Source organism: Dyadobacter sp. CY326 (genome assembly GCF_021390515.1).
Lineage (GTDB): Bacteria > Bacteroidota > Bacteroidia > Cytophagales > Spirosomataceae > Dyadobacter.
Map to the genome: position 1 here is coordinate 198121 of NZ_JAJUXI010000012.1, position 16827 is coordinate 214947.

The 16827-nt window shown below is 45.2% G+C and carries 11 protein-coding genes and 1 tRNA gene; 8 read left to right on the forward strand and 4 right to left on the reverse strand.

The window, feature by feature from the left end:
• Positions 1 to 102: 102 nt before the first annotated feature.
• From LZG73_RS22835 to LZG73_RS22855, 5 genes are all read left to right on the forward strand, one after another.
• Positions 103 to 3534, forward strand: a complete 3432-nt coding sequence (locus LZG73_RS22835; RefSeq protein ID WP_233854846.1) for an efflux RND transporter permease subunit — start codon at positions 103 to 105, stop codon at positions 3532 to 3534.
• A 183-nt stretch (positions 3535 to 3717) separates the two neighbouring features.
• Positions 3718 to 3963 (forward strand): GIY-YIG nuclease family protein, encoded by a 246-nt coding sequence (locus tag LZG73_RS22840; RefSeq protein WP_233854848.1) that lies wholly within the window; start codon positions 3718 to 3720, stop codon positions 3961 to 3963.
• 70 nt (positions 3964 to 4033) lie between these two features.
• Complete coding sequence (locus tag LZG73_RS22845) at positions 4034 to 4279, forward strand: GIY-YIG nuclease family protein (RefSeq protein WP_233854848.1); 246 nt, start codon at positions 4034 to 4036, stop codon at positions 4277 to 4279.
• Between the two features lie 71 nt (positions 4280 to 4350).
• Positions 4351 to 4596, forward strand: coding sequence for a GIY-YIG nuclease family protein (locus LZG73_RS22850; protein WP_233854850.1), 246 nt, complete (start codon positions 4351 to 4353; stop codon positions 4594 to 4596).
• Between the two features lie 3 nt (positions 4597 to 4599).
• A tRNA-Pro gene (locus LZG73_RS22855) sits at positions 4600 to 4673 on the forward strand.
• A gap of 104 nt (positions 4674 to 4777) precedes the next feature.
• Here LZG73_RS22855 and LZG73_RS22860 read toward each other — a convergent pair.
• Both LZG73_RS22860 and LZG73_RS22865 read right to left on the reverse strand, forming a co-directional pair.
• On the reverse strand, positions 4778 to 5470 hold the full coding sequence (locus tag LZG73_RS22860) for a hypothetical protein (protein ID WP_233854852.1): 693 nt from the start codon (positions 5468 to 5470) through the stop codon (positions 4778 to 4780).
• Between the two features lie 123 nt (positions 5471 to 5593).
• Positions 5594 to 5983: a DUF1801 domain-containing protein gene (locus tag LZG73_RS22865; RefSeq protein ID WP_233854853.1), complete on the reverse strand. Its 390-nt coding sequence runs from the start codon at positions 5981 to 5983 to the stop codon at positions 5594 to 5596.
• 372 nt (positions 5984 to 6355) lie between these two features.
• Between LZG73_RS22865 and LZG73_RS22870 the strand changes: the two genes are divergently transcribed.
• The 3 genes from LZG73_RS22870 (at position 6356) to LZG73_RS22880 (ending at position 12429) form a co-directional block, all read left to right on the forward strand.
• Positions 6356 to 7138 (forward strand): aminoglycoside 6-adenylyltransferase, encoded by a 783-nt coding sequence (locus tag LZG73_RS22870; protein WP_233854855.1) that lies wholly within the window; start codon positions 6356 to 6358, stop codon positions 7136 to 7138.
• A gap of 516 nt (positions 7139 to 7654) precedes the next feature.
• Positions 7655 to 10696 carry a TonB-dependent receptor gene (locus tag LZG73_RS22875; RefSeq protein WP_233854857.1) on the forward strand — a complete coding sequence of 1014 codons (3042 nt, stop codon included), beginning with the start codon at positions 7655 to 7657 and terminating at the stop codon, positions 10694 to 10696.
• A 50-nt stretch (positions 10697 to 10746) separates the two neighbouring features.
• A complete protein-coding gene (locus LZG73_RS22880; RefSeq protein WP_233854859.1) occupies positions 10747 to 12429 on the forward strand; it encodes a RagB/SusD family nutrient uptake outer membrane protein in 1683 nt (560 codons plus the stop codon).
• A gap of 261 nt (positions 12430 to 12690) precedes the next feature.
• Here LZG73_RS22880 and LZG73_RS22885 read toward each other — a convergent pair whose 3' ends face one another.
• Together LZG73_RS22885 and LZG73_RS22890 are read right to left on the reverse strand one after the other, a co-directional pair.
• Positions 12691 to 14157: a Gfo/Idh/MocA family protein gene (locus LZG73_RS22885; protein WP_233854861.1), complete on the reverse strand. Its 1467-nt coding sequence runs from the start codon at positions 14155 to 14157 to the stop codon at positions 12691 to 12693.
• A gap of 213 nt (positions 14158 to 14370) precedes the next feature.
• Positions 14371 to 16596 carry an outer membrane beta-barrel family protein gene (locus tag LZG73_RS22890; RefSeq protein WP_233854863.1) on the reverse strand — a complete coding sequence of 742 codons (2226 nt, stop codon included), beginning with the start codon at positions 16594 to 16596 and terminating at the stop codon, positions 14371 to 14373.
• Positions 16597 to 16827 lie beyond the last annotated feature (231 nt).

Here is a 16827-nt window from a genome sequence, read left to right on the forward strand (position 1 = left end):
AAATGGAGTGATTACCACCATAACATTGCTTGTGGGCAGGAATTGCAAAGGTGAAACTAACATTCACTCATTCAGTCATTCACTCATTCAACATTGCTTTTTATGAAATTCAACGAATACAAAACCTTAGGCTTCACCAACTGGTGCGTAGAGAATCGGACGACGATTTACATCTTTACGTTCATCATTACGCTTGCCGGGTTTATGGTTTACAACAACCTGCCCAAAGAGCAGTTTCCGGATATCAAGATCCCGCAGATCTATATCAACACGATTTACTTCGGAACGGCGCCTGCGGATATTGAAAACACGATCAACAAACCCATAGAAAAGCAGCTCAAATCGCTAAGCGGGGTTAAAAAGATCAAGTCCAATGCATTACAAGATGTGTCGGTAATCCTGGTGGAATTTACGCCGGATGTGGCTGTTGAGGTCGCGCTCCAGCGAGTCCGGGATGCCATTGACAAAGCAAAAACAGACTTACCCCAAAACCTCGACTCAGGCCCCACGGCGCAGGATGTGAACTTCTCGGAGTTCCCGATCATGAACGTAAACATTGCGGGTAACTTCTCGCTGAAACAGTTGAAGCAATATGCCGAGGATTTGCAGGATGGAATCGAAGCATTGCCGGAGATCACACGTGTGGACATTTTGGGAGCGCTTAACCGCGAAATTCAGATCAATGTAAACCTGGATCGGATGAAATCGACCGGTTTGACATTCTTTGATGTGCAAAGCGCAATCCAGAGTGAAAACATCAACGTTTCGGGCGGTGAACTGAATGTGGAAGGCGTTCGCAGAACGCTTCGTGTAAAAGGCGAGTATACGGATGTTGCAGATATGGCAAACATCCGCATTCGCACGGCAACAGGCGCAACGGTTCGTCTGGGTGATGTGGCCGAAGTGTCAGATAATTTTGAAGAGCAACAGGATTTTGCCCGTTTGGCCAACAAAACGGTAATTACATTGAACGTTATCAAACGTTCTGGTGAAAACCTCGTAGACGCGGCTGACAAGATTGAAAATGTAATTGCTGACTATAAAGAAAACCGTTTCCCACCCGGGTTGGACGTGAAAATCACAGCTGACCAGTCGATCCAGACGAGGGCTGATTTGCATGACCTTATCAACACCGTTGTGCTCGGTTTTATCTTCGTGGTAATGGTGCTTATGTTCTTCATGGGCGTTCGCGACGCGATTTTTGTAGGACTTTCGGTTCCGCTTTCTGCGCTCGTTGCCTTTGTAATGATGCCGATCATCGGGCCGTTGGTAGGAACGGAGTTTACATTGAACACGATCGTTCTTTTCGCATTCCTGCTCGGGATAGGGCTTGTGGTGGATGATGCGATTGTGGTTATTGAGAACACGCACCGTTTGTTTAACCAGCATAAGGATTGGACGATTCAACAAGCGGTTAAGGCTGCAGCAGGTGAAGTTTTTATTCCCGTGCTTTCGGGAACGCTGACCACCATTGCGCCATTCTTCCCATTGCTTTTCTGGACGGGGATTGTCGGCGAATTCATGAAATTCATGCCGCTAACGCTCATTATTACATTAGGCGCATCGCTTTTCGTGGCTTATGTAATGAACCCGGTTTTTGCTGTCTCCTTCATGGGGCGTCATGACGATGAAAAAGAAGCCCACGACACAAGTTTCAAAGCCATCCGACGACCATTGATCATTCTGGTTGTGGCTGCGGCCATCGGTTACGTAATCGACCGGGGCGTTGGTAACTTCTTCGTATTCATATTGATACTATGGATTTTTAACCATTACATTCTGACACCAAGAATCCTGGTTCCATTCCAGGACCGTTTGTTGCCTGCATTGAAAAACAATTATCGCAAGCTGATCGACTGGCTTTTGAGAGGTTGGAGACCGGTTGTAGCGATCGTGATCGTGTTCGGTTTGCTGATTTTCACATTCGTTCTGACTGGCATTGTGCAGCCCAAAGTACTCTTCTTCCCAAGTGGTGATCCGGATTACGTTTACGTTTATAACAAAATGCCGATCGGCACGGACGCACGTGTAACCGATTCTGTTACCAAGATCATTGAGAAGCGGGTTTTTGATGTTTTGGAAAAAGAAAAAGCCATGGATATGGTCAATTCGGTGATTGCCAATGTGGGTAAAAACGCGGGTGACCCTTTTAATCCAGACCGCGCTGCCACGCCGCACAAATCGAAAGTGACCGTAGCATTTGTTTACGGAACCGAACGTGGCGGACGATCATCAGAAACGATTCTTCGCAAGATCCGTGAAGCTGTAAAAGGAATTCCGGGCGCAGAAATCTCGGTAGAACGCGAGGCAGTTGGACCGCCAACGGGTAAGCCGATCTCGATTGAGATTTCCGGTGACGATTTTGAAGTGCTTCAAAAACTTGAAAAAAGCGTTTTGCAAAAAGTGCAGCAATCAGGCATTGAAGGGATTGATCAATTGCGTTCCGATCTGGTTACAAACAAACCTGAGATCGTCATTGACATTGATCGCGAAAAAGCACAGCGCGAAGGCATTAGTTCGCAACAAATTGCGCTTGCCGTCCGCACTGCATTGTTTGGTCTTGAAGTTTCCAAATTCAGGGATGATAAGGACGAATATCCAATTATGGTAAGGTTGGAAAAAGATGACCGCGAGCAAATTGAGAAACTTCTGAGCCTTAATGTGGTTTACCGCGACATGAATATGGGCGGTGCGCTGCGTCAGGTTCCGATCACATCAGTTGCCAACATTCATTACTCAACAACTTTCAGCCAGATCAACCGCCAGGATCAAAGCCGGATTGTAACATTGGGTTCCGACGTTTTGCCTGGTTATAATGCCAACGAAATTGTGGCGCAGATCGAGGCATTGATCCAGGATATGGAAGTTCCGAATGGTTATATTATTAAAATGGGTGGTGAGCAGGAGGAGCAAAACGAATCCATGTCATTCCTGGGAACGGCATTCGGAGCTGCTATCCTGCTGATTTATCTGATCCTGGCGACGCAGTTTAACTCGGTTATCAAACCATTCATTATCTTCTTTACCATCCTGTTGTCGTTGATTGGTGTGTTGCTCGGCTTCATTATTTTCAATAAGGATTTCTCGATTATCATGTCCGGAGTCGGCATCATTGCACTTGCCGGGATTGTGGTGAAAAACGGAATCCTGCTCATTGAATTTATTGAAGAGCTCCGAGGTCGTGGTTATCCGATGCGTGAAGCCATTATTGAAGGCGGGGCGATCAGGTTAACGCCTGTTTTGTTGACGGCGTCAGCCGCGGTGCTTGGACTTGTTCCTTTGGCTTTGGGTATAACCGTTGACTTTGTTGGACTTTTCAGAAATTTGGAACCGCATCTTATCGTCGGCGGTCCGAGTTCGATCTTCTGGAACATTCTTGCATGGACCATCATTTTCGGATTAACATTCTCGACGATCCTGACATTGATCATGGTGCCGTGTATGTATTATGTAAATGAGCGCGTTCGCGACAAATGGTTCAGAAAAGGCAAAGAAGAGCCCGTGAACGCAAACTGGCAAAACGAAACAATTTAGCCAATCAAAATGCTGCCTCTCTCAACTTTTTTCAAATTGGGATAGGCAGTATTCCAAAAATTCCTAGATTTGCAACCCCAAAGAGTTCGGGAACTGAGTCAATCAGCAATAAATTTCGGGATGTAGCGCAGCCCGGTAGCGCATCCCGCTTGCAGCGGGAGAGTCGCAAACACACTATTAAAAATGAGCTTTGTTGTATATATTTTGTTTAGCGATTCGCTAGGTAAGTTTTATGTGGGACAAACCCAGAACTTAGACAGTAGGCTGAGAATGCATAATGGAAGGCGTGTTAATTTTACCGCCAAAGGGGTGCCTTGGAAATTATTTTATACTTTCGAATGCTCTGATCGTTCAACAGCAATGCAGTTAGAAAGTAAAATAAAGAAAAGAGGAATTAAAAGACATTTGCAAGACCTCGGTCTGCAATGATTTCGGGATGTAGTGCAGCCCGGTAGCGCATCCCGCTTGCAGCGGGAGAGTCGCAAACACACTATTAAAGATGAGCTTTGTTGTATACATTTTGTTCAGCGATTCGCTAGGTAAGTTTTATGTGGGACAAACCCAGAACTTAGATAGTAGGCTGAGAATGCATAATGGAAGGCGTGTTAATTTTACCGCCAAAGGGGTGCCTTGGAAATTATTTTATACTTTCGAATGCTCTGATCGTTCAACAGCAATGCAATTAGAAAGTAAAATAAAGAAAAGAGGAATTAAAAGACATTTGCAAGACCTCGGTCTGCAATAAATTTCGGGATGTAGCGCAGCCCGGTAGCGCATCCCGCTTGCAGCGGGAGAGTCGCAAACACACTATTAAAGATGAGCTTCGTTGTATACATTTTGTTCAGCGATTCGCTAGATAAGTTTTATGTGGGACAAACCCAGAACTTAGACAGTAGGCTGAGAATGCATAATGGAAGGCGTGTTAATATTACCGCCAAAGGGGTGCCTTGGAAATTATTTTATACTTTCGAATGCTCTGATTGTTCAACAGCAATGCAATTAGAAAGTAAACTAAAGAAAAGAGGAATTAAAAGACATTTGCAAGACCTCAGTCTGCAATAATTTCGGGATGTAGCGCAGCCCGGTAGCGCACTAGCATGGGGTGCTAGGGGTCGCAAGTTCGAATCTTGTCATCCCGACAAAAGCCTGGTCATTTGACCGGGCTTTTTCGGTTTTAAGCGGGTCGTCGGGCATTTGCCGACAACCCGCATTTATTGTCACCGTCTCCCGCGCGTTGTGTAAATCAATAATGTACTTGATATACAGGCACTTTGTCGGTGCCGCCGCTCCGCTTTATGATCCAGGAAGATCTTAGAATTAGGGTGTAATATACTTTTCCCAAGACAATATCATTTTCTTCAACAAGGACCGAAATGCGCTCTGGCTCCGTGGCATTCTGCGCCTGGCTCAGGCTGACAAAATGCGGCGGAACCTTGTTATCAAGATATCCTTGGACGGGGTAGAATTTTGAACGGGATGCTGACCTGATAATTGCGCTCATGGAACCGGGCAGTTTGAGTTCGACAGTATGACGATCATTGTTCCACTGCCAGGAACCGTCACTGGTCAGCCCGAGAAAGGTAACTTCCATATTACTTGGCGTTGGATATGGCATGTTGCCATAGGGTCCCGACCCAAGTACTTCATCAATGATAGACTTTTCAAAATGAAAGCTTGTGTTCGGCACAACACTGGTTGCAATGTTGTATTCAACAGCATCGGTGAACGGGAAAAAATTAATGCGTCGCGTTGTGTCGCCCACCTGGATATGAAGCTGTTCAACCCGCCAATACCGGTTACCAGCAGTTAGAGAATTTACGAATGCATTCTGGTCAACGACCGGTCCGTTGTTTCCGTCTTGCGGCGGATGATCCTGGAAGTCGCAGGAAAATAGAAGGATTAATAGTGATAAGTAGAGATTTGTACGGTTGATCATAAAATTTGTTTTCTATTAAAGACATATAAACTTAAATTTTTTGCTGCATATCATTGATCATTTTGTCACACAAGCAGGTGATGGATGCATTATATCCAGTCATAAAAGACTCTTGTGTAGTAGTTAAGCGATGCTTTGAATCAGCCACTCTCGAACAATTTTGGTTAGGCTGTTTGTACTAGCTTCAATAGCATCCAGGCTTGTAAAACTTGCTAAGGCTCTATCAGTTGTTTTCCAGACAAGCAGGCCATAGTCCTCATTTATGAGATTTTCCTTTGGCTGCTCTTTGACTTTTGCACCTCGGTGAAAAACCAGCTGAATTTGTTTTGGAGGCTGGATTTTCATGGTAATTCTGTCTTCTGTTCCAACAGAATAGTTTGGCCCATTCCACTTAATATTCTCAGTCAGTCGGCTGTCAGCCTGTAATATAATCTTGCGCAGTGCTTCAATTTCCTTGCGGAGGGGGTGGTTCAACTCGTCTAGGAAAGTAGTAACATCGTGATTTAAAGGCATAATATTTAGGATAACTGGATTGATTTCTCTTACAAACCTTTCAGCAGTGTCATCAGCAATTTTAGAATTTATAATCCGCTTGCTAATGATTTAATGTTGGTCTGCTGGGTCGTATTTGTGATTAAAACGCTCTGGACTTTCGTTCTGGATTTTGGATATAAAGCTACAAAAGCGCTTTCACTGTCAAGCCATCTTCCTGAGGGAATCCTCCAAATTCGGTTACATACCAGGTGGTCCCCTCCGCAAAGGCAGTTGATGAAAAGAAAGTCAGGAAGAAGAAAAAGCTTTTAATAAAGTCGATATTCGAAGCCGCCGTGAACTAAAACATGACTACATTAAGTCACGCGATAATTTTCCATTCAATCCTTTTTTATGAAGCCCAGCTACTTTCAAGATTTTGTCGATTCATTTTCAAAGACGACTTCATCTGATAATGAATTCCTTGCACTGGCAGCGGGAGGGTCATGGATTGATGGGCGGATGGACCGATTTTCAGACATTGACTTGGTCGTTGTGCACCAGTCTCAAACACTTTCTCTTGATCAAAAAAAGGCTCTGGCTGAATCTGCCGGTGATTTGCTTGCATGTTTTACAGGCGAACATGTTGGCGAACCCAGGTTGTTAATATGCCTGTATGATAATCCAATGTTGCATGTCGATTTAAAATTTGTTCATTTTCACGACATGACTTCAAGAGTTGAAGATCCGATCATTATCTGGGAGCGCAATAATGTCCTCACCAAATTAATAACTCAATCAGTTGCAGAATTTCCTTACCCTGATTTTCAATGGATTGAAGACCGCTTCTGGGTTTGGATACATTATGCTGCTGCCAAAATCGGTCGGGGGGAGTTTTTTGAGACAACAACATTTCTCTCCTTTATCCAGCAGACCGTCTTAGGGCCTTTGGCTTTGATCAAAAACAAGGAACTGCCAAAAGGAGTCAGAAAAATAGAAATGCTGCTTCCGGAGCACGATTTAGAATTGATGAAAAGTACTCTGGCGGACCAAAACACAAAGTCGTGCCTGGCTGCTTTACGGAATGCAGTCTACTTTTACCGCACTTTAAGGGAGTCTGTCATGCCGTCATCGATCAAATTCAACAACAGGGCAGAACATGCAGTAATGGCTTATCTGTCAGAGATTGCAAACTGACAATGTATTGATTCCGGCTTCACTGCCGCTAACAGCACCTACCTGGCCCTTATGCTTCCTACCGCACATTCAAAGACTGGCGATTCGCTATAAATTGTTGGATTCACAAGGCGTAAATCTTCAAAGACAAAACATCCGCTCAGGCCAAACAAACTGTATATAATCCTATTTACTTTTGGTTACATGGCTGGAAGATCACATTAAAAAGTGATTAAATGCAGCTGAAATATCCAACAAAAAAATGGTTCGATTCTATTTCGGCCACGTTCCCGACATCGATTGCATAAAAAAATATCAGCAAATTCTTGGCCATTTCTGCCTAATATCTAACCTTCCTTCTGCTGATACAACGAAACAGGAATAAGATAATCAAATTATTCTTTGATTTTTCATATTCAACTCGTCTTGAAATAATCTGAAATTTTCTGGTAATGCTCCATCCAACCGCATGGGGTCTGCCGCATTTGGAGTTAGATTTTGCATTAATAAATAGAATAATATAAACTGTGATGATGTATGTTTAGAAAACTACAAAGTGCGTCGGCCCTGGGGTTGTTGCTCATGTATGGAGTTTTACCACTTGGTAATCAGAAGGTTTATGCAGGAGACCGTCTGAACTTAACAGCGAATTCGGTTGAGTCGGCGCAGGGAAAAAGCAGCTCTGATGCGGTGATTGATATTTCGGGAAAAGTGACGGGAGATAATGGCGAGGAGCTGCCTGGTGTGAGCATTTTGTTGAAAGGAACAACGACAGGCGCAACAACGGATGCGAACGGTTTGTACAAACTGACAATCCCTGCCGGAAGCGCGACACTCGTTTTTTCCTACGTCGGTTACGTTAGTCAGGAAATCGAGGTGAGTAACCGTTCTGTGATTGACGTCAAACTTTCGGCGGATACGAAGGCATTGGAAGAGATCGTGGTGGTGGGTTACGGGACCATGAAAAAAAGCGATGTAACGGGCGCGATCACTTCGGTTAAAGCGAAGGACATTACAGCGATTCCAACGACCAATGCATTGCGATCACTGCAGGGAAAAGTTTCGGGAATTGACATTACGCAAAGTTCTGGCCAGCCGGGTGCGGATATCAACATTGTACTGCGTGGAAACCGCTCCTTGAAGGCTGATAATAAGCCACTTGTGCTGGTGGATGGAATTCCTTACGGTTCCTTTATTGACATTAACCCGACAGACATTGCCTCTATCGAGGTCCTCAAAGATGTCGCTTCAACGGCTATTTATGGAACACGCGGCGCGAATGGTGTGATCATCATCACGACGAAAAAAGGCTCGGCAGGGAAGTCCACATTGTCGTTTAATTCTTACGTTTCCATGAACAAAAAGGCGCTGTATCCGCGCATGATGAATGGTGAGGAATACGCGCAGCAAAAACGCGAAGCTTACCGGACAACCAATGGCGATGTTTACAGGAAAGATGAAGACATTTTCCAGGTCACGGAATTGCAATACATTAAGGATAAGCAGTTTGAAGACTGGCAAAGCTATATTTTTCACAATGGCCTGATGCAGAACTATGAGATTAACCTGACGGGTGGAAGTGAAAAAACGACTTTTTCAACGTCTTTCGGTTACCAAAAAGACAAAGGTTTGCTCCTTAATGACGTTTACCGCAGATTGAATGGCAAGATTGGCGTCGACCACAAATTGAATGATCGTTTTCGGGTGGGATTAAGCGCCATTTATTCCTACAAAAACCAGGACAAGCGCGACAATCCGCTGAATATGGCCAACAAGATCCTTCCCATTGCCAAAGCATTCAATGATGATGGCTCATTAATCCTTAATCCTGCGCCGGGTTACAGCGCGCAGTTTACGCCATTGGCCGATGAGCAACCGGGCGTTTTTGTAAATAACATTGTCGATAAACGCCTGTTTTCCTCGGCTTACCTGGATGTGAAGATCACAAACGAGCTGTTTTTAAAATCAACTATTGGATTGGATTTCAGGGACTTCCGTCGTGGATATTACAAAGGTTTCAACACGATTGCGAATGTCGGACGCAATTCCAGTTCGGGTGTGGAGCTGAACAATTACTTCAATTACACCTGGGAAAACACATTGAATTACAACAAAACCGTTGGCAACCATCAAATCCAGGGCCTTTTGGGAACGAGCTCGCTCGGGACAAAATTGGAGGAATATACTTCATCGGGAAATAACCAGGCATCACCAATCACGTCTTACCACGATTTGAATTCCAATACAATTTCAAAAGCCATCGGCAGCCGGCTGCGGGAAACTAAAATCGCCTCGTTTTTTGGAAGGATTAATTACAAACTGAGCAACAAATACATTTTCCAGGCTTCCTTACGCGCAGACGGATCTTCGGTGTTGGCGGCTGGAAACAAATGGGGCTATTTCCCTTCGGTTTCCGGGGCATGGCGCGTGATCGAAGAGCCATTTTTGCAGGATAGCAAAATTGTAAATGACCTCAAATTGCGCGTGAGCTGGGGTAAATCGGGTAATGCGGCCATTGACCCTTATGCAACAAAAGGAGGCTTGGGACTGTCGGCTTATGCATTTGGAACCAGCGCTGCCTATGGTTACTGGCCAAGCATCATTCCCAATCCGAACCTGACGTGGGAAACCACAGGAACGTGGAATGCGGGCGTTGACTTTGGATTGCTGGGCAATAAAATTTCCGGAACAATCGACCTTTATCGGTCCAGAACGAAGGATTTACTCCTGCCAAGCCTCCTGCCGACGCACACGGGTTACAGCGAAATCCTCGAAAACATTGGCCAGGTTGAAAACAAAGGCATCGAGCTGGCAATCACTTCTCAAAACATCAACGGAAAAGCATTCAACTGGTCGACTGACTGGACATTCACTTTGAACCGCGAAAAGATCATCGCCCTTAACAATGGCGTGACGCGCAATGAGGCGAACAGCTGGTTTGTGGGAGAGCCAACAAAAGTGTTTTTTGATTACAAAAAGATAGGCATATGGCAACTGGGTGAGGAAGATGCAGCATTGAATTTTGGCAAAAACAAACCTGGCGATGTGAAAGTGGCGGACACGAACGGAAACGGCGTGGTTGACCCCGGCGACCGAACGACATTTTCGCAAGTGCCAAAGTTCTCTTTTGGGGTTAACAATCATTTTGAATACAAAAACTTCGACCTGAGTGTCTTCGTTTACGGCCGCATCGGGCATTATATCAATTACGAATACAATGCATCGGCATACAAACCCAGCGCGCTCGAAAATTCCTCAAACGTGGATTACTGGACACCCGAAAACCCGACCAATGCATTCCCAAGACCTAACAGCTCTTATTCTACGACGAACTATTTGTATCAATCGACGCTGGGTTATGTAAAAGGCTCTTTTGTGAAGATCCGGGACGTTTCTTTGGGCTACAACATTCCTTCACCGTTGACGAAAAAGATTGGCGTAGGCCGTGTGCGGGTATACGGAACGTTGCAAAACTATTTCACATTCAGCAAGATCAAAGATTATGATCCGGAGCGAGGCGGCGATCTTTCGTTCCCGCTGGTGAAGCAGATGATCTTTGGTGTAAACATTGATTTTTAATCATTCAGACAACTGAATTGATCTATCGAATTTTTAAAACAGACATTCCAATGAAAATCAAAATAGCAACCTTCATCATGGCTATCGCGCTTGCCGGACTCACGTCTTGCGAGGATTATCTTGCCGAAACCAATAAAAGCGGACTTACAGAAGATCCGTTCCTCAATACAGAATTAGGAATAACAGCTGCCGTAAATGCCTCTTATTCAGGCACAAGATTATGGTATGGCAAAGAATTTCCATCCGCATTCGCTGAAACCGGAACAGATCTTTTCTTGCGCGGCGGCGACAACAAAGCCAACCAGATTTCAGATTACACGGTCGACTTAAACGGCGCGCAGACCAATTTGAAAGATTATTGGGCGCATTTGTACAAAGCGCTTAACACGTGCAACACCGCATTGAAACTGCTTCCGTCGCCGTTGATCAGTGAGGCTTTGAACAAACAATATGAAGGTGAAGTGCGCTTCCTGCGGGCACATTACTTGTGGCTCATTACGGAAACCTGGGGTGATGTGGTGCTTTCCACGGAACCAACAACGGGCATTGTAACAACCGCCAAAAGATCGAGTGTTGAAGATTTTTACAAAGTCATTTTTGAAGATCTGGACATTGCGATTGCAAATCTGGCACCCGCCAAATCCACAAATGGACGCATTACGCAGGATGTGGCAAAGGCTTTTAAAGCAAGAATGTCGCTTACCCGAGCCAGCACGACGAACAATGCAGAGCTGTATGCACAGGCAGCGACATTGGCAAAAGAGGTGATCGCATCTGGCCGTTATACATTGTTTTCTGACTTCAAATCGCTTTGGGACATGAAAAATTCGGAAGGCGGCGCGAATTCGGAAGTGGTGTATTATGTCAATTACACCAATGACGACACCATGAATGGTGATTACGACCCAGCAGCCGGCAAGGGCAACAACAGTCATTTACACTTTGTGATGGTGTACGACAAACAGCCTGGCATGGAGCGTTCCGTGGCTTATGGCCGTCCTTACCAGCGTTACGTTCCTACTTTGCATCTGCTGGACTTGTTCAATGAAAAAGTGGATCAGCGTTACGACGGGACTTTTCAAACCGTTTGGAAAGCCAATATGGCAAATTTGAAAGCAGGAACGGTGAATGGTTATCCACAAATGGCGCTTGGTGACACGTCCATGTTATTCCTGAAAACAGTCGCCACACCAGCGCAAACTGCCAAAGCAGCAGGCCGTTACAAGATTTTTGACCGAAATACAATGTATAAGGAAGATGGTTCGCTTTTGCTGAGGTCACAATTTATCCAAATGAGCAAGTTCATGGACCCAACGCGATTGACGGCAAACCAGGAATGGAGCTCCCGCGACGGCTTTGTAATCCGCATTGCGGAAATGTATCTAATCGTTGCAGAAGCTTTAATGAAATCGAACCCGGCCGAGGCATTGAAATACATGAATGATCTTCGCAAAAAACGCGCAATCCCAGGCAAAGAAGCCGCCATGGAAATCACCGCAAAAGACCTGAACATTGACTTCATCCTGGACGAACGCGCACGCGAGCTCGCCGGAGAATTGTTCCGCTGGTACGACCTGAAACGAACAGGAAAATTGGTCAGCTACGTCCAAAAATACAATATGGACGCAAAAGCAAACATCAAGGAAACACACCTGATCCGCCCCATCCCCCAAGTGCAACTAGACGCAATCACAAATAAGGAAGAATTCAAGCAAAACCCCGGATACAATTAACAAAATCCCGGAGGATGAAAGGTCGGTAAGGGAGATAGTTCAACAAGCCGGGCAAGAATCCCGGAGGGATGAAATATCGGTAGAAAACAATAGTTAGATAATTGGAAAAAATAGATAGAAGCATTCATGTATGCAAACAATGCGCCACGGCTACGATATGGCAGTCAAATGTAATTGAATAGCAAAATATAAGATACTTAAAAAGCAAAAGCCAGATCACGACATCATCGCGGTCTGGCTTTCGCTATAAACTCATAAACGCTAAACCCCCAAACTCCAACCATCACGATATTGACGGCGGACGAATTGGTTCACTTCGTCAAAGTTGGTCACTTTCATGTTTTGGGCGTCCCAGAGCATTTTCATGTTGCTTCCCGGATATGTGAAACCTTTTCCATCTTCTCTTGGCTTTGGCATATCTGCGCCGCGGATCGCCAGGTTTGCGCCTAAGATTGCTTCGGTTAATGGTCCTGCGAGTTCGAATGGTGAGCTCAATTCCATTTTGCCGTAACCTGCGATACAACCTTCTACCCATTGCGCATAATGTCCTTCGGCACTGCCTGGCACGCGCGCAAACTTTTGTTTAACATTCACTTCCTGCATTCTGGTAAGTGGCAGCAAGCGTGGATTGGCTGCATATTCGCTGGCCATCATTTTGCCTTTTGAACCTACAAACAAAATTCCGCTGTTCCCGTCCCCGAACAATTCATTCGGTCCAAGTTCTTCCGGGCGCTCCGGTTTGATGCCGCCGTCCATCCAATGCATGGTTACGGGGCCTTTTGTTTTTGGAGTCTTCGGGAATGTAAGCGTTGCGTGGCTCGACGGAGGGCAACTGTCTGGGAAAATGCCTCGTTTACCAAAAGCAGTGAAAACACTGCCTACGCTGGCCTGCATATCCGTCGCATATTTCAGCCCAAGCACACGGAATGGCGCTTCCATCAAGTGACATCCCAAATCGCCCAATGCGCCTGTTCCATAATCCCACCAACCTCTCCAGCTTCCCGGGATGAGGTTTTCCACATAATCTTTTTTAGGTGCGGTTCCCAGCCAAAGATCCCAGTCAAGTTCTTTTGGAACCGGTGGCTTTTCGGTTGGCCAGGGAATGCCTTGTGGCCAGATCGGCCGGTTGGTCCATATGTAGACTGTATCAACGTCGCCGATGATGCCCGCGTCATACCATTCGTGCAATGTTCTCACGCCGTCGCCGGATGAACCCTGGTTTCCCATTTGGGTTACAACTTTATATTTTGCTGCTGCTTCGGTGAGTTTTCTGGCTTCGTAAATGTCATGCGTCATGGGCTTTTGCACATACACGTGCTTGCCCAGCTGCATGGCCGCCATGGCTACAACTGCGTGCGTGTGGTCGGGTGTGGAAACCGACACGGCATCGAAGTTTTTAGATTCCTTTTCGAACATTTCCCGGAAGTCCTTGTAATATTTGGCTTTGGGGAAATTGGTAATGCTCGTCGCTGCTCTGCGGTCGTCCACATCACACAAGTAAGCGATATCCGCCTTTCCGCTTTTTGCAAAATTGGCAAGGTCCGACGTGCCTTTTCCACCCGCTCCAACACCGGCAACAAGGAGCTTATCGCTTGGTGCTGTAAAGCCTTTCCCGCCCAAAACATGCCTCGGAACGATCATAAATCCGGCCGCAGTCACACCTGCCGCCTTGACGAAGTCTCTCCTGGAAGCAGTTGACTTCTCATTTGTTGTATTCTTTTTTTCCATCTCGGGTTTTGGTTTAGTGCTTTTTGTCAGCAACAATTCAGCCTTTATCTGGCAATTTAAGCAGGCTTATTATTTTGTTAAGCAGGTTATTTTGAGAATTTACTCGAAAAAAATCGGGTCGTTTCCTGCCGTAATCATTCTACTCCAAAACGAGAAGTTAAGACCATTGGGATAAATAAAAAATGGACTGATGTACACCATGAAGAACAAAACTCATTCAATCCTTCCTTTTTCCTCGTCCAATGCATTGTTATTGTGGCGGCGTTTGCGCGCGAAGGCGTCTTTTCCAAAACGATAGGTCATGGCAAGACTAATGCGCTGCGTATCCGATTCGCTTGTTTGGAAATATTCCGATTGTTTGAGGCTTAGTGATCTGTTGTTGTAAATCCAGGAATGAAACAAATCATCAAAAGCAACGCGCAGACTGCCTTTTCCTTTCCATATTTTTTTCTGCACACCGCTATTCACGCGATACATTCCCCGCGTTAATGTCTGCCCATTCATATCCCGACTGGCGTAATAGCCACCCAGTTCCGCATTCCAGTTCGAGCCAAATGTGAAATAATTGTTCACCTCCAAACGCAGGATATTCACATCAAAATGCAGGTTTTCGGTGTAAACACGGCCGTTAATGCCAATATGCGAAAGGCGTGCAGTATAGTTCAGATTCCACCATTTAGCGGGCGAAGTGGACACGGTTGTATTGAGCAAAAGCATGAATCCGCCTGCAATGTTCTTCGGTCTGGTTGTAAAAATGTCATCAACAGCCTCTGTTGTCTGAAAAATGAGATCAGAGAATTTGTTGTAACTCAAACCCATGTTCAGGAACTGCTTATGCTGATATTTCAACTCTATCCGGCTCTGATACTGCGGATTAAGCAATGGATTTCCGGAAGTGTACGAATATCGATCGCGGTAAAAAAGGAATGGATTGAGCAGCTGATAATTTGGGCGGGTGATCCTTCTTACAGCCATTAAAACCAATGTATTATTGCCCAATGTGTCCAATTTGTAACTGATAAAAGCGCCCGGGAAAAGTCCGGTATAATTTTTGGTAAAGCGGCTTCCTTTAACCTCATTATTACCAAGCTGTTCGCCACGCACCATTGTATTTTCCATCCGCAAGCCCAGTTGAACGCCCAGCCTTTTCCATGATTTTTGTCCGTTCAAATACAATGCATTGATATTTTCGTGGTATTTAAAATGATTGGATTGGCTGTTGTCAATCGTCTGCTCGGCGCCATTCACGTTGTAAAATTGATTCACATTGTCATTATCCACAATGCTGGATTTAAAACCCGCCTCAATCCGCGCCTTGTTCTTCAAAGGATACACATAATCCGCTTTGACTGTGTAAATGTCAATGCTTGCGGGAATGACATATCGGAATTGCTCATGCCCAAGTAATGCGCCTTCGGGTGCGTATGTAAAGTTTTGCAGATGCTGATTTCCGTTGGATTGGTAATTCAGATAGTTGATGTCAGCCGAAAGTTCTTTGCCTTTATTATCGAATTTGTGCTGCATATTCAGGTTAAAACCCAGGTTTGTTCTGGTGTCTCTGGCTTTTGTATCGCCCTTTCCAATGCGCTCTAAATGGTGTGTGCTGTCATAATCAATGCTTTTGTAATCAAACATTCCGTTTCTCGTCCCTTTATTAACATTAAAAATCACACCGTAAACCGTCTTGCTGCTTGCCGTAAAATCCATCCCGAAATTGGCGTTCAGACCGCGGTCTTTGAAAACGAAATTATTTTGCAGATCAACCATCGAAGTCAATGCGCCGGCTTCATTAAAAAAGCGTCTGTCGAAATGATCTTTGCGGTAATTTTTTTCATAGTTATAGCCCAGATTCGCGAAGAGATTGAGCTTTTTGTGGTTGTAATTCAAATTAACCGCATCATTGTTCCGGGCATATTTACCTTGCGAAACGCCCAGTGCAACATTGCCTGTAAACCCTCCTATCCTGTTCTTCTTCAACCTGATATTAATGATTGCGTTGCCCGAAGCGTCATATTTAGCAGACGGATTGTCAATCAACTCGATTTTGTCCAGGTTGCCCCCCGGGATGGATTTCAAGTAAGCCGCCAGATCTTGGCCCGACATATAATTATTTTTCCCATCGATCAGCACAAGCACACCGTTGCGGCCGTTCAGACTAATTTCGCCGCTGCTGTTAACGGAAATGCCCGGTGTTTTTTCCAAAACCTCCAATGTGTTACTCGTCGAGGCGCTGATCATGGCTTCCACATTCACAACGGTTTTGTCAATTTCCAGAACGATCAACGGCTTTTTTGACGTAATTACGACTTCGTTCAAATTGACGTCCTTGGCCTTTTCCGGCGCTTTTTCGGGTGCGGGAATAGTTTGTACCGCGGGCGTTTGCGCCATTGTTTGGCTGCACAACATTTTGAGAATCAGGAGAATGCAAATCGTTTTCATCTTTTTAGTTTTTTATGGCCAAATCAATTTTTGATGGGTCAAATATTGAAGCGGGAAAACCTTGATGAAAACCGGGCGGCTGGACAAGGACTTTTCACTGACAGAACACACTTTTGAACCGTCAAACCGATTTGACCAGACGAAAGGGGTTTTCGTCAGGAGCCAGGCAGTTTATGACAAGAATGCTTCGTTAAATTGATGCGGCGAAGCACATTTGTGGCATGTTTAATG